Source organism: Bradyrhizobium sp. SZCCHNRI1009 (assembly GCF_032487575.1).
Taxonomy (GTDB): Bacteria; Pseudomonadota; Alphaproteobacteria; order Rhizobiales; family Xanthobacteraceae; genus Bradyrhizobium.
In genome coordinates this window covers 93,034-113,147 of sequence record NZ_JAUEUL010000019.1, presented here as the reverse complement: position 1 = coordinate 113,147, position 20,114 = coordinate 93,034, and the positions used below count along the sequence as shown (strand labels likewise).

The 20,114-nt window shown below is 70.1% G+C and carries 4 protein-coding genes; all 4 read left to right on the top strand.

The annotated features are described in order from the left end of the window. Positions 1-8,560 (top strand): non-ribosomal peptide synthetase (locus QX010_RS25865; RefSeq protein WP_316182731.1); only part of this gene is annotated, 8,560 nt, incomplete at its 5' end. Next, complete coding sequence (locus tag QX010_RS25860) at positions 8,557-14,955, top strand: SDR family NAD(P)-dependent oxidoreductase (RefSeq protein WP_316182730.1); 6,399 nt, start codon at positions 8,557-8,559, stop codon at positions 14,953-14,955. The genes QX010_RS25865 and QX010_RS25860, both read left to right, overlap by 4 nt. Beyond that, positions 14,952-18,929 (top strand): type I polyketide synthase, encoded by a 3,978-nt coding sequence (locus QX010_RS25855; RefSeq protein WP_316182729.1) that lies wholly within the window; start codon positions 14,952-14,954, stop codon positions 18,927-18,929. Before QX010_RS25860 ends, QX010_RS25855 begins: the two co-directional genes overlap by 4 nt. After that, the gene (locus tag QX010_RS25850) at positions 18,926-20,113 is read left to right on the top strand and encodes a cupin-like domain-containing protein (RefSeq protein WP_316182728.1); all 1,188 of its coding nucleotides are present in this window, start codon (positions 18,926-18,928) and stop codon (positions 20,111-20,113) included. The genes QX010_RS25855 and QX010_RS25850 overlap by 4 nt, the downstream gene beginning before the upstream one ends. Position 20,114: the final 1 nt, after the last annotated feature.

Genomic DNA, 20,114 nt, shown 5'->3' with positions numbered 1-20,114 from the left:
GACACCCCATCGCGCGCCACGCTCCGCCACCGAGCAGGCGCTTGCCGCGATCTGGGCCGAGCTGCTCGGCCACGACACGATCGGCATCGACGACAATTTCTTCGCGCTCGGCGGCGATTCCATCACCAGCATCCAGATGGTGACGCGCGCGCGACGCGCCGGGCTCGTGATCACGCCGCGCGACGTGTTCCAGCAGGGCACGATCGCGAAGCTCGCGAGCGTTGCAACCGCGGCCCAGCAGGTCACCGCCGACGATCGCGCGGACGGCGGCCCCATTCCGCTGACGCCGATCATGCGCTGGCTGCTCGAGCGCGGCAGGAATGTCGACCGCTTCAGCCAGAGCATGACCGTGCGGCTGCCGCGCGGCCTGACGTCGCAGCAACTGATCGCCCTGCTCGATGCCACGTTGTCGCGCCATGCCATGCTGCGGTCCCGCCTCGCATTCGATCCGATCGATGGCAGGCCGTCGCTGCACATCGCGCCCTCCGACACAGCGCTGGCGCGGCGCCGGCTGCGCCAGATCGATGTCGCCGCGTTGACGCCGGAGCAGCGCGCGCAGCGGATCAGCCAGGAGATCGGCGCTGCCGAGGCGCGTCTCGATCCCGCAGGCGGCGTGATGCTGCAGGCGGTTCAATTCACGGCCAGCGTAGCTGATAACGACGCGCTGCTGCTCGTACTGCATCATCTCGCCGTCGACGGCGTGTCGTGGCGGATCCTGATCGAGGAGCTCGCAGCGTCGTGGCACGCTACGACGGCCGGCCAGCCGGCTCAGTTACCTGCGCTCGGCACCAGCTTCGGGCAGTGGTCGCGGCTGCTTCAAGCGCGGTCGCGACATTCCTCCGTGCAGGCAGAGCTGCCGCATTGGCAGCGAACATTGGCGGCAAGCGCCGCTCCCCTGCGGCTGACGCCGCCCCGCCAGCCCGTTGCGAACAGCGTCAAGCATCTGACGCTGACCTTGCCGGCAGCGGTGACTGCGCGCGTGATGAGCGAGGCGCCGCGACGGCTCGGTGCGCGGGTGCTCGACATCCTGCTTGCGGCTTTCGTCACGACGCTCGCCGATGGCGATGCGGCAGCGCAGACCATCGTGATCGACCTCGAAGGCCACGGCCGCAACGAATTCGACCCTGCCATCGACCTGTCGCGCACCGTGGGCTGGTTCACGAGCCTCTATCCCGTTCGCTTCGACCTTCCCGCCGGAGATTCCACGACCACCGCCGGCGACGCCGAACGCCTGCTCGGCGCGCTGCACGCCGTGCAGTCCGGTCTCGCCGACGTCCATGACGACGGGCTCGGCTTCGGCCTGCTGCGCTACCTGGACGAGGACGCGGCGCGGACGCTCGCCCGCCTGCCGACGCCGCAGGCGGGCTTCAACTATCTCGGCCGTTTCTCGACCGATCATGTTGCGGATTGGAGCATCATCCCGACGGCACTGCCCGGCGACCTCGTCGAGCAGGCCGAGTTGCGTCCGGCCCATGCGATCGAATTGAACACGGTGGTGATCGGCCAGGGCGCCGACGCCCGCCTCAGCGCCATCTGGTCCAGCGACCGAAGCCTCGTCGATGACGACGTCGTGCAGGTGCTCGCGACGCGCTGGTTCGCCCTGCTCGAGCGCCTTGCCGAACTGACGCCGGCCGCGCCGCATCCGGCCGCAAAGCCGTCGGTCCGTCAGCTCCGGCTGTCGCCGTTGCAGCGCGGCCTGCTCTACGAGAACCTGTCCGATCCCGTCCGTGCCGACGTCTATGTCGTCCAGCTCGAAGTGGAGTTTGCAGGTGAGCTCGATCGCGACCGGCTGCGCGGCGCGATCGCCGCGCTGATCGCGCGGCACGACAATCTGCGCGCGGCGTTCCGGGCCGACGACAGCAGCGGCTTCACACAGAGCGTCGTGTCGGCGGTCGATCTGCCCTGGCGTCAACTGACGGTCGACGCTGATAGGAACTTGCAGGCGGCTCTGGATCAAGTCCGCCACGACGACCTGACGCGCCGCTTTGACCTGGCGGCTCCGCCCTTGCTGCGCAGCAGCCTGGTCAGCGCCGGCGCGACCAACGTGCTGATCCTGACGCTGCATCACATTTTGATCGACGGCTGGTCGATGCCGATCGTGCTGCGCGAGCTGATGCAGCTCTATCACGGGAAGGCCGAGCTGCAGCCGGCGGTGCCGTTCAGCCGCTATCTCGACTGGCTCGACCGTCAGGATCGCGCCGCGGCGCTGGCGGCCTGGCGCGCGGCCTTCGACGGCTGGAGCGGACCGCTGCTGGTCGCGCCGAACCTGTCGGGCCATGGCAACGCAACGCAGACCGACGTCGCGCTCGACGAGCACGAGACCCAGCGGCTGGTCGCGGCCGCGCGCTCGCTCGGGATCACGCTGGCCACCTTGATGCAGGGCGCCTGGGCGCTGTGGCTCGCGGCGCGCGCCCATCGCGACGACGTCGTGTTCGGCATCACCGTCGCCGGGCGTGACGCCGCGCTCGACGGCGCCGACCAGATCGTCGGCCTGCTTGCCAACACCGTCCCCTTGCGCGCACGCGTGTCGCCCGCGCGCACGATCAAGGCATTCCTCGGCGAGTTGCAGGACCGTCAGGCCGCGCTGATCGCCCATCAGCATCTCAGCCTCGGCGAGATTCAGCAGATGCTCGGCACCGACGCGTTGTTCGATACGCTGCTGGCGTTCGAGAACTATCCGGTTTCGGCTGATGCCATCGACAATGCCGAAGCGTTGCGCATCACCCGGGTGCAGGGGCGCGACGCCAACCACTATCCGCTGAGCCTGGCGGTGCTGCCCGGACCGCGGTTGACGCTGCGGCTTCACGTCCGGCCCGGTCTGTTCGACGGCGCGTCCGCGACCGAGCTGATTGCGGAGCTGCGCAGGCTGCTCATGGCTCTCGCTGACGATGGCGACATGCCGATCGGCCGCGTGCTGGGAGCCCACGCGAGCCGCGATCCGCGGATTGCGGCCTGGAATATGACCGCGCAGCCGGAGCCGGCGGGCCACCTCCTGGATGGCTTCCTGTGGCAGGCCCGCATCGCGCCGTCCGCACCCGGCCTGATCTGGCGCAACGAGACGTTCGACTATGCGCGGCTGGATGCGATGTCCGGCCGGCTCGCCGGCCAGCTTGCGGCGCGCGGCATCGGCGCCGACGATCTCGTCGCGCTGCATCTGCCGCGCTCCCCCGCGCTGCTGATCGCGATCCTCGCGGTGCTGCGGATCGGTGCGGCCTACCTGCCGATCGATCCATCGCTGCCGCGCGATCGCATCGGCTACATGCTGGATGACGCCCGGCCCGCGCTTGCCATCACTGCCGACGCGTCGGCGGATCTGCCAGCCCCGGTACCAGTCCTCGCGATCGATCTCGGCGCTGCGGCTGCCGCGCCCGCCTTGCATCAGGCGAATCCGCTCCAGACCGCCTACCTGCTCTACACATCCGGCACGACCGGCCGGCCCAAGGGCGTGACCGTCACCTATCGCGGCTTGGGCAACCTGCTGGCGGCCGTACAGTCGGAGCTCAAGCTCACGCCCGACGATCGCTTCGCCGCCACCACCACGGCGGCGTTCGACATCTCGATCGTGGAATTGCTGCTGCCGCTCGTCACCGGCGGCTGCGTCGTGCTGGCGGCCGAGGACGAGGCCACCGCTCCCGACCGGCTGGCGGCGCTGATCGCCGCGGCCGGCGTCACCGCGATGCAGGCGACGCCGACGGTCTGGAACATGCTGACCACCGCAGTGCCCGGCGTACTCGCCGGGCTGAGGGTCGTGAGTGCCGGCGAAGCGCTGACCGAGGCGACATTGCGCCGTCTCGCCACCTGCCGCGTTGCCAGCGTTCATAACTACTACGGCCCGACCGAGACCACGATCTATTCGACCATGATGCGGTTCTCGGCCGACGACGGCGGACGGCCGCCGATCGGCGCGCCGATCACCAACACCGTCATCCGCATCCTCGACGACTGGCTGGCGGACGTCCCGGCCGGCGTCGAAGGCGAGATCTACATCGGCGGCGTCGGGCTCGCGCGCGGCTATTGCAACCGGCCCGGTCTCACGGCCGAACGCTTCATCGCCGATCCCGGCGGCCCGCCCGGCGCGCGGCTCTATCGCACCGGCGACCGCGGCCGCTGGCGCGACGATGGCGTGCTCGAATGCTTCGGCCGCGTCGATCACCAGATCAAGATCCGCGGCCTTCGGATCGAGCCCGGCGAGATCGAGCACGCGTTGCAGCGTCATCCGGAGATCGCCGACGCCTGCGTGATGGTGCGCGAAGCCCGCGGCAATCCGCAGCTCGTCGCCTATGTGGTGCCGCGACACGGCGACTGCCCTTCGCTCGACGCGTTGCGCGGCCATCTCACCTCGTTCCTGCCGGACTACATGGTGCCGTCGCGCATCATCAATCTGCCGGCGCTGCCGCGCAGCCGCAGCGGCAAGGTCGACCGCGCCGCGCTGCCCTGGTCCGAAGCGGAAGCGGCCGAGCGCGCGCGCCGTGCGCCGGACACCGTCACCGAGAAACGCCTCGCGGAGATCTGGGCGTCAGTCCTCGATCAGGATCACATCGGCATCGACGAGGATTTCTTTGCGCTCGGCGGCGATTCCATCCTCGCCATCCAGGTGGTGATGCGCGCGCGCCAGGCCGGCCTCGTCTTCAGTGCGCGCGACATCTTCCGGCAGCCGACGGTCGAGCGCCTGGCGGCCCATGTGCAACATCAGGCCGCAGCGGCGCCGGCGGTCCGCACGCCGGATATTTCGTGGCCAGAGACGGAAGAGCTGCAGCTCACACCGTTGCAGCTCGGCCTGCTGCGCCACAGCCTCGATGACGACGCGGCCGGCGCCTATCGCATGCAGACCGCGATGATCATCACGGGCAGCCTCGATGAAGCGGTCCTCCACGCCGCCTGGAAGGCGGTCGTGGCCCGCCATGCCGTGCTGCGGACGACGATCGGCGAGCGTGACGGCCGCTACGTCATGGTTATCAGGCCCGATGCCGAGGCACCATGGCAGACGCGCGATCTCAGCACTGACGACGATCCCGAGCAGACGCTGCGCGATCTCCTGGCGCATGACATGACGACGCCGTTCCGGTTCGACGGCACGCCGCTGCTGCGGCTGATGCTGCTGCGCCTCGCGCCGGATCGCCACGCCCTGGTGATCAACAATCATCACGTGCTGCTCGATGGCTGGTCATTGTCGCTCGTGCTCGAAGACCTGTTCGTTGCGCGCGCGGCCCTTGCCGCCGGCCGTATCGAGGCGCTGCCGCCGCGCGCGCCGTTTGCCGCGTTCGTCCATTGGCTCGCCCAACGGGATCGCGAGGAGAGCGCGAGCTTCTGGCGCCAGCACCTTGCCGGCGCGACGACGATGGCCCGCATCTCGCTGCCGACGCCAGCCCGAGGCAGCGGCCAGCGCGCCTTGAAGCGGATGCTCGGCGAGGACAGGTCGACCGCGTTGCGCCATGCGGCACGGCGGCACCATGTCAGCGCCAACACGCTGCTCCAGGGCGCCTGGGCGATGATGCTGTCGCGCCTGTGCTCGTCCGAGGATCTGGTGTTCGGGACCACGATCGCCTTGCGCCCGCCGGAAGTGGAGGGCATCGCGCGGATGGCGGGGCTGCTGATCAACACGGTCCCGGCGCGGATCAGGCTCACGGAGCAGGCGAGCGCCGGCGAGTGGCTGGCGCGGCTTCATGCCGAGCAGGCGGAACGGATGAGCTACGCATATGCTGGCCTCGGCGACATCATGCGCTGGACCGAGCGCGCGGAGGGCGAGCTGTTCGAGACCCTGATGGTGTTCGAGAACCAGCCGGCCACGTCGATGGACGGGATGCTCGACGATCTCTCCATTCGCGCGCTGCCCGTGGAACAGCATACGCATTATCCCCTGGCCGTCGCCGTCGTGCCGGGCGACTCCTATGAGCTCGCGTTCAGCTACGAGGCCGGCCGGTTCGCGGCGGAGGATATCGCGCGACTGGCCGACGACTTCATCGCCGTCATCGAGCGCCTGGCCGCGGCGGATCGCGATCTGCCGCTGCATCGCCTGCTCGGTGCCGACGCCAGGGATCTGCAGCAGATCGCGGCCTGGAACGCGACCGCGCCGGTGGTCCTTGCCGAGGAGACGCTGACCGAGCTGCTCGACGAAGCCGCCCGGGACCATGCCGACGAGCCGGCGCTGATCGGCGATTTCGGCCACCTGACCTATCGTGAGCTGCACGACGCCGCCGATCGCCTGGCCGGCCGGCTGCGCGATGACGGCGCGCGCCCGGGTGAGTTCATCGGCATCGCCTGCGAACGCCGGGCCGGCTTCGTGACCGCCGCGCTGGCAGCTCTCAAGGCCGGACTCGCTTACGTGCCGCTGGATCCGTCCTATCCGCCCGACCGCCTCGGCTTCATCATCACTGACAGCCGCGTGCAGCGCGTGCTGACCGATGGCGCGGCGGCCTGGCTCCCTCCGGCAGTCCGCCGCATCGGCATCGACGAACAGGACGTGCCTGCTGCGACCGGCAATAAGCCGCGCCAGCCGCGGCCCGCGATCTCGGCCGACGACCTTGCCTACGTGATCTACACGTCCGGCTCGACCGGACGGCCGAAGGGCGTCATGGTTCCGCATCGCGGCGCCGCTAACCTGATTCGCGCCCAGCGCGCCGCGTTTGGCGCAGGGCCTGGCGATCGCGTGCTGCAATTTGCCTCGCCCAATTTCGACGCCTCGGTGTGGGAGATCTGCATGGCGCTCGGCAGCGGCGCCGCACTCGTCGTTGGCACGCCCGATGACCTGTTGCCGGGTGACGCTCTCGTCGACTTCGCCCGGCGGCACGGCGTCAGCCACGCCACCCTGCCGCAGAGCGCGCTCGGCGTCATGGCACCGCGCGATCTCGACGGCTGCCGCGTGCTGGTGGTTGCCGGCGAGGCCTGCCCGGCCGAGACGGCACGGCTGTGGGCTCCCGGCCGGACCTTCATCAACGGCTATGGTCCGACCGAAACGACAGTGTGCGCCTCGCTCAGCGCTCCGCTCGCCGGCGACCGCACGCCGCCGATCGGCCGCCCGATCCTCGGCCTGCGCTGCCACGTGCTCGACGACAGGCTCACTCCGCTGCCGATCGGCGCCGCAGGCGAGCTCTACGTCGCCGGCCGCGGCCTTGCGCGCGGCTATCTCGATCGACCGGGCCTGACCGCCGAACGCTTCATCGCCGACCCGTTCGGCCGACCGGGCGAGCGGCTGTACCGGACCGGCGATCGCGCGCGTTGGCTTCCCGACGGCAACCTCGAATTCCTCGGCCGCAGCGACGCTCAGATCAAGCTGCGCGGCTTCCGCATCGAGCCGGGCGAGATCGAGGAGGTCTTGCGCCGGCACGCGATGGTGGAAGCCGCAGCCGTCGGTCTCGAGGCCGCCCGCGGCGATCAGCGTCTGGTGTGCTGGTGGTCAGCGAAAAGCGGTATGGATGCAGCACCGTCCGAGCTCCGCCGTCATCTCGCCACGCACCTGCCGTCCTACATGCTGCCGGCACAGTTTATCCGGCTCGACAGCCTGCCGCTCAGCCCGGCCGGAAAGATCGACCGGCGTGCGCTGGCGACGATGCACGGACCGGATGTCCCATCCGATAGTCGCACCATCGCGCCCCGCGACGCCGTCGAGTTCCGGCTGCAGGCGATCTGGCAGGAGCTGCTGCAGACGCCGTCGATCGATGTCACCGCGAGCTTCTTCGAGCTGGGCGGCGACTCGCTGATGCTGATCCAACTGATCGCGCGCTGCCGCAGCGAGTTCGGCCTCAAGCTGCGGGTCGCCGACATCGCCGCCGATCCGACCATCCAAGGCACGGCGCGGCTCTTGCGCGGCACGGTCCCGGCGCAGCCGGCGAAGGCGCTGGTGACGCTGCGCGGCAGCGGCGCGGCAGCACCGCTGTTCTGCATTCATCCGGCGACCGGAACGGTGTTCTGCTATCTCGACATCGTCTCGCGCCTGTCGGTCCCGCGCCCGGTCTACGGACTACAGGACGTCACCGGCCGCAACGCGGGGCCGGCGAGCCTCGTCGATCAGGCGCAGAGCTATCTGCGGGAGATCCGCAGCGTTCAGCCGCACGGCCCCTATCATCTCATGGGCTGGTCCTTCGGTGGCGTGGCGGCCTTCGAAATCGCCCGCCAGCTCGCGGCGGAGGGAGAGACGGTGGCGTCGCTGCTGCTGCTCGACGCGCCGGTCAAGCCCGCGGGCGGATGGGAGGTCAGCAAGGCGGAGATCATTGCCGACCTCACGGGCGAGGCCTCCGACGACGCGACGCTCGACTATGCGAGAGCCGCCGCGGTGCTGAGCCGCAGCGGCGAGTTTCCGCCGGACATCACCGCCGCCCAGGTGGAGGAGATCGTCGAGGCTTATGTCCGCTGCGGAAAGCTGCTCGGCACCTATCAGCCCACGCCCACCATGGGACACGCCACCTTCTTCCACGCGCGCGTGCGCGGCAATCCGGCTGCGCCTGCGGGCTGGCGCGAGCTGATCGGCGGAGAGTTCGAGCTGATCGAGCTCGATTGCGATCATGATGGTCTGATGCGCGGCCTTCATGCCGAGCGCGTGGCCCGGCGGGTGGATCAGTCATGACCGAGCATCGTTCCTCACCACTGTCGCATGTGACGATCGAGGCGCCGATCCTCCAACGCCTGCAGCGCGCCGTGGCCGAGCAGCGCATTCCCGCACCGAGCCCAACCTACGATGAGGCGCGGGCCTGGTTCGCCATCGACACCGGGGCGGATCAGTCGGGCATCGTGGTTCGCGCGGCCCGCGAAACCGATCTCGCCGGCCTTGTCGCACTGGATACGGCCTGCTGGCCGGAGCCGCTGCGCAGCCGGCCGGAACGCCTCCTGCGGCGCATCCACCAGGCTTCTGGCGATCATATCGTGGTGCTGCGGCAGGAGCGCATCATCGGTGCGATCTACACGCAGCGGATCGCAGATGCGCGGGCGTTGCGCGATCTGCCCGCGGAACAGTTCGAGACGCTGCACGCGCCCGACGGCACGGTTGCGCAACTGCTCGGAGTCTGCGTCGATCCTGATCACGCCCAGACCGGCCTCGGCGAGGCGCTGGTGCAGTTGGCGCTGCGGCTCGCCCGCGCCGCCGGCGCGACGACGATCGTCGGCGTGACGCTGTGCCGGGACTTCGCCGCCTCTGACGACGACATCATCGCCGCCTATGTCGCCCGCCGCGATGCCAACGGGCTGCCGGTCGACGCGATTCTGCGTTTCCATGCCGCACGCGGCGCTCGCATCGTCGACGTGCTGCCCGGCGCCTTCCCCGGCTACGCCGCAGGCGGCGAGGCCGGCGTGCTGATCGAATACGACGCGGACCGCCTGGATGCGATCACCACGAGCAGCGCCGGCCAGCCCATCGTCAGCGCGCGCGATCTGCCCGAGATCGTCGCCGCTACCTTGCGCGATGTGCTGGGGCCGGCGCGCGCGAAAGATTTCGCGCCTGGACGCACCTTGCATGCGATGGGGCTGGACTCGCTCGACCTGCACAGCCTGAGGGCCGGGCTGAACCGCGCGCTCGGCACCGCGATCGATGCCACCTTCTTCTTCCGTCATCCGACGCCGGAGCAGATCGTCAACGGCCTGATCGCGCCATCCTCTGCGCCGAAACGTGCGGCCGCCCCGCGCGGCAGCGCCTCATCATCGACCGCTCGCCAACAGCAGACAGGCCAGACCGCGGCGCCGGTGGCGATCATCGGGATGGCGTGCCGCTTCCCGGGCAACGTAACCAGCCCGGAGGAGTTCTGGACGCTGCTCAGCGAAGGCCGCGATGGCATCACCGATGTCCCGGCCACGCGCTGGAATGCGGACGTTCTCTGCAATCCCGCCGGCGGTCCCGGACGCATCACGACGAGGCGCGGTGGGTTCATCGCCGATGTCGATCAGTTCGATCCCGGATTCTTCGGGCTGTCGCCGCGCGAGGCGGCGGCGATGGATCCGCAGCAGCGCCTGCTGCTCGAATGCAGCTGGGAGGCGCTGGAGCATGGCGGCATCGATCCCACCGCCCTCGCCGGTTCGGACACGCAGGTCCTGATTGGCCTGTTCGGACACGACTATGAGCGCATCGCCGGCGCCGCCGGACGGCTCGACGGCCACTACGGCACAGGCAACGCCGGATCGATCGCCTCGGGGCGCATCGCCTATACGCTGGGGCTGCAGGGCGCGGCGCTGTCGGTCGACACCGCCTGCTCTGCCGGCCTCGTTGCCGTGCATCTCGCGGTCAAGGCGCTGCGCGCCGGCGATTGCCGGATGGCACTGGCAGGCGCCGTCAACCTGATCCTCGGCCCCGAGCTCAGCATCGCCTTCTCGCAGGCCAGCATGCTGGCACCCGACGGACGCTGCAAGCCGTTCTCCGCCGAGGCTAACGGCTATGTGCGCAGCGAGGGCTGCGCCGTGCTCGCGCTCAAGCGGCTCGACGACGCGCTGGTCGATGGCGACCCCGTGCTCGCTGTGATCGAAGGCAGCGCCGTCAACAATGACGGCCCGAGCAACGGCCTCACCGCGCCGAACGGCCTGGCGCAGCAGGCTGTCATCCGCCGCGCGCTCGACGATGCCGGCATCGCCGCGTCCGACATCGACTATGTCGAAGCGCATGGCACCGGCACGCCGCTCGGCGACCCCATCGAGTTCAACGCGCTGGCCGCCGTGCATGGCGGCCGCGAGCATCCGCTGCTGATCGGCTCGGTGAAGAGCAATATCGGCCACACCGAGGCGGCCGCGGGCCTCGCCGGGTTGATGAAGGCGGTGCTTGCGCTTTGCCATGGCGCCGTCCCGCCGCAACTGCATCTCGGCGCCATCAACCCGCTGCTCGAGCTCGCCGCGATTCCGGCCAGCATTCCAACGCAACTGCAAGCCTGGGAGCGGCGTGATGGCCGGCGCCGCCGCGCCGCCGTGAGCTCGTTCGGCTTCTCCGGCACCAACGCGCACGTCGTCCTCGCCGAAGCGCCGCGGCCGGACGACCGTCCCGACGATCCGCGGCAGCACCATCTGCTCGTCCTCTCGGCGCGCTCGCCCGCGGCGCTGCACGAGCTCGCGCGCCGCTACCTCGATCATTTCGCATCCGTCGTCGGCACGCAGACGCCGGGCGACATCGCCGCGACTGCGGCCGCCGGCCGCAGCGCGCAGCCGCATCGGCTCGCGATCGTCGGCAGTGGCCCGGGCGACTGGCAACGCGAGCTGAGCAGCCATCTCGCAGGAGAGCCGTATTCCGACGTGATGGCGGGCACGGCCGGCAAGGCGCCCGTGGTCGCCTTCCTGTTCACCGGACAGGGCTCGCAATATCCGGGGATGGCCGAGGAGCTCGCCGGCAGCCATCCGGGTTTTGCTGCCGCATTGCACGAATGCGCTGAGCTGTTTGCGCCGTTCCTCGACAGGCCGCTGCTGGAGATCATGAACCCCGCCCCCGGCGAGCCGGACATGATCGCGCAGATGCGCTACGCGCAGCCCGCGCTGTTCGCGCTCGAATATGCCCTCGCGCGGCTGTGGATCGACTCCGGCATCACGCCGGCCGTGGTGATGGGTCACAGCCTCGGCGAAGTGACGGCGGCGTGCATCGCCGGGGCGCTCGACCTTGCCGAGGCCGTCGAGCTCGTCGCGATGCGCGGACGGCTGATGCAGGCGACGCCTGACGGCGCGATGGGCGTCGTGTTGGCCGACGCCGCCTTCGTCGAGCGCCGCGTGGCCGGCCAGGAGGTCGTGATCGCGGCCTACAACAGCCCGCAGAATTGCGTGATCTCGGGCGCGCCGGCCGCGGTCGAAGCCGCGCTCGCCGATTTCGCCCGCGAGGGCATCGAGGTCCACCGGCTGCATGTCTCGCGCGCGGGTCACTCGCCGCTGATGGACAGCATGCTGGCGCCGTTCGGCGACACCTGCCGCAAGCTGCATCCGCGGCGGCCGCGGATCAGCATCGTCTCCAACGTCACCGGACGATCGATCGATGACGAGCTGATGGACCCCTTGTACTGGGTGCGCCATGTGCGCCAGCCGGTCCGCTTCCGCGACGGCATCGCGACGGCCGCTGCGCTCGGCGCCAATGTGTTCATCGAGATCGGGCCGCGGCCGGTGCTCACCGGTGTCGCCCGCGATTGCCTTGCCGACAATGCGGTCGCGCTGCTGCCGAGCCTGGTGCCGACGGAGTCCGCGTGGCAGACCCTGTCGCGGGCGGCAGGCGAGCTGTTTGTGCGGGGCGCTGAGATCAATTGGCGCAGCCTCGATTGCCGGCCGCCGCGGCGCGTCGCACTGCCGACCACGCCGTTCGAGCGCAAGCGCTACTGGATCGACCCGAGCTCGGACGCAGAACCGCAATCATCCCCACGCGTCGAAGTGCCGACACCCGATCCGGCCACCCTGATCGGTCCGATGATCCCGCTCGCGCTGGACGGAGCGGTTCATGCCACTAGGCTCGGCGGCGGCCGGTGGCCGGCCCTGGAGACGCACCGCATCGGCGAGAGCGCGACGCTGTCGGCGGCGGCGATGCTCGCGATGATGATCGAGGCGCATGGCAGCGGCCCCGGCGGAGCCTGCCCGATCAGCCTCGCGCCGCTGCGCCTGTCGTCGCTGGTCTTTCATCGGCCGCTGCATCTGCCGGATCACGGCGTCGACGTGCAGACCGTGCTGCTGCCGCAGGGCGCCGGGACGAGCCGCGTGCGGATCGCAAGCCGTAACGCTGCAGCGAGCTGGACGGTTCATGCCGAAGCCGAGATCGGCGACGTCGTCGTGGACGGGCTTGGCACGGCGACGGCAGAGCTCGACGCGCTCCGGCATGAACTAACAGACGACACGATCGATCGACTCGCCGAATCGCTGCGTGCCCAAGGCTGCGAGCCGGGCATCTCGATCGCGAGTCTCGCGGCTCTTACGACCGGCCGAGGCGAGGCGCTCGGGCAGATCGGCGCCGCCGACGTGCCGCCAGCGCTCGCCGGTGCGATACGGCTGGACGCGGCGCTGCTGGTCGCACAGGCCGCGCTGCCGGTTGCCATCCCTTGCGGCATTCCGGCCGGATGCGAGCGCATCGACCTGCTCGGGGACATAGGGACCATCGCCTGGTCGCACGCGCGGCTGCGCAGCGTCACGGCCGACGGCAGGGCCGCCGTGGTGAACCTCGATGCCTCCACGGCCGATGGCGCACCGGTGCTGCGCATCAGCGGCCTGACCTTCGTCCGTGCCGTCTCGGCGCGTCCGGCCGAGACCCTCACACGCAACTTGCACGTGGTCGAATGGATCGACGCGCCGCAGCGCAAGCTCCCGCCGCGCCCCGCCGCGTCGATGGTACGGCCGTGGCTGCTGCTGGCCGATCACGCCGCGCAGGCTCTACTGCTCGCGACATCGCTCGGCCGCCGCGGCGTCCGCTGCATCGTCGCGACCGACGATGTCGACGGCTTCCGCCATCTCGACGACGGCGTCGAGGCCGTGATCGATATGCGGGCGTCGTCCGCCGAATTCACGGCCGAAAGCACGCCGGCCGAGCGGCTGACGACGATGGGACCACGCCTGCTCGCATTGTTGCAGCGGCTGACCCGGCTCGCGCGACCGCCGAGGCGGCTGTTCTCGCTCAGCCGAAGCACCATGGCGGCCAGCGCAGAGGACCGGGTCGACGTCGCGCTCGCCGCTTTGCAGGGCCTCCCTCTCGTACTCGGCCGTGAGCAGACCTGGCTCGGCATGAGGCTGGTCGACATCGACGCCTCGGCCCTGAGCGACGCCGCCTTTGCCGACTGGCTGATCGGCGACCTCACCGACAGCGCAGCGGCGGAGTGGCGCATGGCATGGCGCAACGGTCGAGCGCGCGTGCCACGGCTGCGCGCGTCCGGCGCAACGGCCGCGACGAGGCCACTGGATCTTACCGGGCGAACCCAGCTGATCGCCGGCGGCGGCGCGCTCGGCGCCGCACTCGCCCGCTGGCTCGCCACCAGCGGCGCCACCCACATCGTGATCGCGAGCCGCTCGGCCGAGACGGCAGCGCGCGCGCTTGCCGATGAGCTGCGGGCGCAGAACGTCACGGTGATGCTGCGCTCGACCGACCTCGGCCGGCGTGACGAGGTCGCCGCATTGCTCGATGCATGCAGCCGCGAAATGCCGCCGCTCGGCGGCGTCTTCCACACCGCCGGCAGCCATGATGACGGCGTGATCGAGACCCAGAGCTGGGATCGCATCCGCGCGGTGCTTGCGGCCAAGCTCGACGGCGCCTGGCATCTGCACGAGCTGACCCGCAGCCAGCCGCTCGACCATTTCGTGCTGTTCTCCTCGGCATTCGGACTGCTGGGTGCTCCCGGCCTCGCCGGCTATGTCGCCGCCAATGCCGGACTGGACGCGCTCGCCCAGCATCGGCGCGCGGCGGGGCTGCCGGCGCTCAGCATCAATTGGGGACCGTGGTCCGGCCTCGGCATGGTCGGCGCCGGCGAGCGGGCGACGCGGCGTGAGTGGACCCGGCAGGGCTTGCGCGAGATGCCGGGTGAAATCTGTCTCGCGGCGCTCGGCGAACTCATCAGGACCGATCTGCCGCAGGCCGCGGTGCTGGACGTCGACTGGGCGCAGTTCGCCAGCGCCTGCGCCGACGCGCCGCCTGCCCTGGTCGATGCGTTCGTGGCGCCGCAGCCCAAGGCGGCCGCGACGGCCGGCGCCGTGCCGTTGCGCGTGGTCCGGCCGGAGCCTTCGGCGGACGATCGGTTGCGGATGGAGCTTGCGCGCCTGCCCGCACGCCGCCGCCGTGCTGCGCTCGCCGACCATCTTGCCGGCCTGGTCGCCGCGGTGCTCGGCTTCGCCGGTGCTGCCGAGATCGATCGCACGCGCGGCTTCTTCGCGCTCGGCATGGACTCGCTCGCCACGCTGGACCTGCGCAACCGCATCCGCGCCAGCCTTGGCCACCGCATCGAGCAGACCACGCTGTTCAGGCACGGCTCCGTGGACCAGCTCGCAACCTTCCTCGACGCCGAGCTGTTCGATCGGCCGTCAGAGCTGACCGGAGTGCGGGCATGACGCGACGACGCGCCCCCATTGCCATCATCGGCGCCGGCTGCCGCCTGCCGGGAGGCATTGCCGACCTCGACACCTATTGGGATCTGCTCCGCTCCGGCCGCGATGCCATCGGCGAACTGCCGGCGGGCCGCTGGGACAATGACGCTCTGTTCGATCCCGATCGCCGCGCGCCCGGCCGCACCTATGTGCGGCGCGGCGCCTTTCTCGACGATGTCGACGGCTTCGATCCAGAATTCTTCAACATCAATCCGCGTGAGGCGGCCTCGCTGGACCCGCAGCAGCGGCTGCTGCTGGAGGTCGCATGGGAGGCGATCGAGAATGCCGGCGTGCCCATCGGCACGCTGCGGGGCAGCCGCACCGGCGTGTTCGTCGGCATCGGCCAGCCGCAATATGGACCGCGCGAGCTCTACGGCGCCGATCCGGCGTGCATCGGTCCCTATTCCGGCACGGGCGCCCTGCTCTGCTTCGCGTCGGGACGGCTGTCGCACGAGCTCGGGCTGAACGGACCGAGCCTGTCGCTCGACACCGCCTGCTCCTCCTCGCTGGTGGCGCTGCATCTGGCCTGCCAGAGCCTGGAGAACCGCGAGTGCGACCTCGCACTGGTCGCCGGTGTGCATCTGCATCTGACGCCCCAGGTCACGCTGTTCCTGTCGCGCACCGGCGTGCTCGCGCCGGATGGCCGCAGCAAGGTGTTCTCTGCCGACGCCGACGGCTTCGGCCGCGGCGAGGGCTGCGTCGTGCTCGTGCTGCGCCGGCTGGAGGACGCTGCCGCAGACGACGTGCTCGGCGTGGTGCGCGGCGCCGCGGTCAATCACGACGGACCGGCCAGCGGGCTCACGGTGCCCAACGCAATCGCGCAGGAGCAGGTCATCCGTGATGCCCTGACGGCGGCGGATGTACCACCGGAGGCGGTCGGCTATGTCGAGACCCACGGCACCGGCACGCGGCTCGGCGACCCGATCGAGCTTGAGTCGCTCGCCGCCGTGTTCAACACGCCGCAGCGCACGACGGAGCTTCCGCTCGGATCGGTCAAGAGCAGCATCGGCCATCTCGAAGCCGCGGCCGGCCTTGCCGGGGTCGTGAAGACGCTGCTGATCCTGAAGCATCAGCAGCTGCCGCCGCAGCCGGGTGTCGGCACGCCGAACCCCGACATTCCCTGGCACGCCCTGCCATTCACGCTGCCATCGCGTCTCGAGGACGCGCGCGATGAGTTGCGCTTTGCCGGCATCAGCTCATTCGGCATGAGCGGCACCAATGCGCATGTCGTCGTGGAGCGTTCAGATCCCAGGTCGGAAGCGGAGCCCGTCTCAGTTGCGCATGCGTCGACGCTGCTGTTGTCGGCGCAAGGACCGCAAGGGCTGACGCTGCTGGCCGGTGCGATGCGCGACCGGCTCCAGGGCGTCAACCAGAATGAATTCGCCGGCATTTGTTCGAGTATGCTTCGGCACAGGACGCCATTGCGGCACCGGCTCGCCATCGTCACTGATCAGCCTGACCAGGCGCGAGCCGCGCTCGATGCAGCCGTCTCGGGCAGTCGGCATCCGGCGCTGCTGATCGGCGAGGCCAGCCGCCGCAGCGGAGGCGCGGTCGCGTTCCTCTTCACCGGCCAGGGCGCGCAGCGCCCGGCGATGGCGCGCGCGCTGCACGCCTCCGAGCCGGTGTTCCGCGACAGCATCGAACGCTCGATCGCGCTGACCGCGCGCGAGTTCGACGTGCCGCTGCGTGATCTCCTGCTCGGCGACGTCGATCCCGGACAACTGCGCCGCACCGGATGGGCGCAGCCGGCGCTGTTTGCATTTGGACTTGCATTGGCCGAGCTGTGGCGCGCCTGGGGCGTGGTACCGGATGTCGTGCTCGGCCATAGCCTGGGCGAGTACACTGCGGCCTGCGTCGCCGGCGCCTTCAGCCCTGAAGACGGTTTGCGCCTGGTGTGCCGGCGCGCGGCCCTGATGCAGTCGCTGCCCGAGGGCGGCGCCATGGCGGCGGTGCGCGCCGATGCCGGGCGGCTCGGCGCGCTGGTGCAGCGCTACGGCGGCGAGGTCGAGATCACGGCGACGAATGCGCCGCGCAGCGTGACCATCGCGGGGCCGACGCGGGCGATCGAGGATGTCATCGCGCGCTGCGGCCGCGACGGCTTGGCCGCGCAACGCCTCGACGTCTCCCACGCCTTCCATTCGCAGGCGATGGAGCCGATCCTGCCGGCGCTGCGGCAAGCGGTGGCGGAGGTCCGGTTCATGACGCCGACCGTCGAGCTGATCAGCAATCTCACCGGCGCCGCCGTGAACGCCGACGACATCGCTGATCCCGAGCGCTGGTGCCGACACACGCGCGAGCGCGTGCGTTTCGAGGACAGCCTGCGGCAGCTCGCGGAGCGCGACGTCACGGCCGTCATCGAGATCGGCCCGCAGCCGGCCCTGATCGGACTCGGCCGCCAGACCCTGCCCGATGCGGACATCTTGTGGCTGCCGAGCGTTGCGCCCGGCGCCGCCGATGCCTGGCAGATGCGCCATTCGCTGGCCGCGCTCGCGGTCGACGGATCGGCGGCCGATGTCGCAGCCAGCCAGCCTCCGGCGCCACGCGTGCCGCTGCCCAACACGCCGTTCAACCGGCGGCCGATCCGCCTGGCGCCCGCGGCCGCGCCGGCCACGCCGGCACCGAACAACACGCGGGTGATCGGCCGCAGGCTCGCGCTGCCACAGTCGCATGGCGAGGCGCGGTTCGAGACGGAGCTCGCCGGACGCGATCCGTTCCTCATCGAGCACCGCGTGTTCGGCGAGGTCATCGTGCCCGCCGCCTGGCATCTCGCCATGATCTTCACCGGCCTGCGGACACTGTCCGCAGCCGGCCCGCTGACCTTGCGCGACGTGACCCTGGTGCAGGCCGCGCATCTGCCACCGCAGGGCATCGTCATGCAGCTCGTGCTGACGCCGGAGCCTGGCGGCCATCGCATCCGCCTCATCAGCCGGCGCGCGGATTCCGATCCGTTCGACGACGAGGCCTGGACCACCCACGTCACCGGTCGCGCCGATCTGCCTCTCAGCGCTCCCCGCGATTGGGAGCGGCACGGCGGCGCGCCAGCTCGATCCGGCGCGCTCGATGGTAGAGCATTCTACGACGACCTCGTGGCACAGGGCTTCGACCTCGGACCGTCGTTTCAATGGGCCGATGCGATCCACTGCGATGGCCGCGAGCTGACAGCCGAGCTGCGGCGTCCCGCGCATCTGGTCGATGTCACGGATGCCATCATTCATCCCGGGCTGCTGGACAGCTCGTTCCAACTGCTCAGCCGCTTCTGGGACCGCCGCGACACCGACATCGCGCATCTGCCCTTCCGCATCGACCAGCTCCGCCTCTGGCCACACCGCATCGAGGCATCGCTTGCATGCGTCGCCTGGCGCGAAGACGGTCCGAACGCTCAGGGAAATTCTCCGGCGGCGAACGTGCAATTGATGATGGGCGACACGCCGCTGCTCGAAGCCAGTGGCTTCGTGTTCCGCGCCGCCAGCCGGCGCGTGCTGACCGGCGATACCGCGGCCGCATCCGGCAGAGCACCAATCAAGGCTGCGTCCCCGACATCAGCGATGATCTCCGTTGCGGGGCGCCATGCCACCGACCGCAGCCGCGCCGCGATCGAGCGGCATCTGCGCGAGCTGCTCGGCCATGTTCTTGGACTGGCCGATGCCGATACGATCGCGCCGCGGACGCGGCTGTTCGATCTCGGCCTGGACTCTCTTGCCGCCCTGGAGCTGCGCGAAGATCTCGGCGAGCGGCTGGGGGCGCCGCTGCATGCCACCCTGCTGTTCGACTATCCGACCATCGAGGCGCTGCTCGACCATCTCGGCGGCCTGTTTGTGGATCCCGCTGCACAGTCCGCACCTGCCATGCCTCAACCGGTCGCGACGGCCGAGATCGACGATCTGTCCGAGGAAGAGGCCGAGCTGTTGCTGCGTCAGGAACTGGAGCGACTGCAATGACGTCATCTCGCCATGATCAGCCGGTGATCGCGACCTATGATGCCGCCGATCTGCCCGCACGCCGGGACGAATTGCTCGAGCGCCGCCAGCCGGCGGTCATCTCCGGCCTGTTCAAGGGACAATTGCTCGGCGAGCTGACCGACGCGCAGAAGGTGCGCGAGGCGCTCGGCGACCTCCAGGTCATGATCGGCGTCAACTACATCGATGCGCATCTCGCCAACATCCGCAACTTCGTGCAGGGCAGCAGCGCCCCGATCGCAATCGACAAGAAGCCGGGCCTGCTGCGCGACTATCTCGATCTGATCGAGCGCGAGCCCACGACGCGCGCGCTCACCAGCGAGCAGCCGACGCCCGAGAGAATCCTGGACGATTGCAATCTCGGTGCGGTCGGAATCGAGAAAGTGCATGGCGGCTACGGCAATCCGCTCGCGCAGCGCAGCGCGAGCGAGGCGCATTCGCTGATGTTCGTCGCCAATGCCGGCAACGCCTCCGATCTCCACACCGACTGGGACGGCCGCGACGTCCTGCTGCATCAGGTGTTCGGCCGCAAGCGCATCGTGCTGTTTCCGCCGAAATCCGGCTTCAAGCTGTTTCCCATCGACATCTTCTCGACCGTCGCGGTCAACGCGATGGACGATGCCGAGCGTGCGGCGCTGATCGCCTATGCCGGCGGCGTCGAGGTCGTGGTCGAGGCCGGCGAGACCATCCTGATGCCGGCGTTCTGGTGGCATCACGTCGGCTATGTCGATGCCGCGATGTCGGTGAGCTTCCGTTTCGGCGGCGTAACCGATCCCGACGCGGTCGCCCTGATCGGCAGCGTGCACCGCGATTGCCACATCCAGAACATCGTCGCCGGCACGTTGGATCCACGCCGTGCGGAGGCGAGCAAGGCCGCCGCGCGGCGGCTGCGCGCGGCTGCGGCCGAACCGGCGCCGAGCGCACGCGAGAAGTACCGTGCGATGCGCATACTCGCCGCCGAATGCTATCGCAGCACGCTGCTTCCGGGCGAGCAGGCACCGGCCGAGCCGGTGATCACCGCCGAGGACTTCCTCGACGGCGCGCTGTGCGCCTTCTACCGGCGCCCGCCCAAGGGCCCGGCTTGGCGCCAGCGCATCTGGCAGAAGCGCGAGGCGTTCAACGAGGCCGTCCGCCGCTTCGGCCGGCGGCTGGCCTATCAGGCCTGAC

What these genes read in the sequence shown, in the direction of transcription:
- QX010_RS25855 (WP_316182729.1), top strand. Translation starts at nt 14,952, where the DNA reads ATGACGCGACGACGCGCCCCCATTGCCATCATCGGCGCCGGCTGCCGC.
- QX010_RS25860 (WP_316182730.1), top strand. Translation starts at nt 8,557, where the DNA reads ATGACCGAGCATCGTTCCTCACCACTGTCGCATGTGACGATCGAGGCG.
- QX010_RS25850 (WP_316182728.1), top strand. Translation starts at nt 18,926, where the DNA reads ATGACGTCATCTCGCCATGATCAGCCGGTGATCGCGACCTATGATGCC.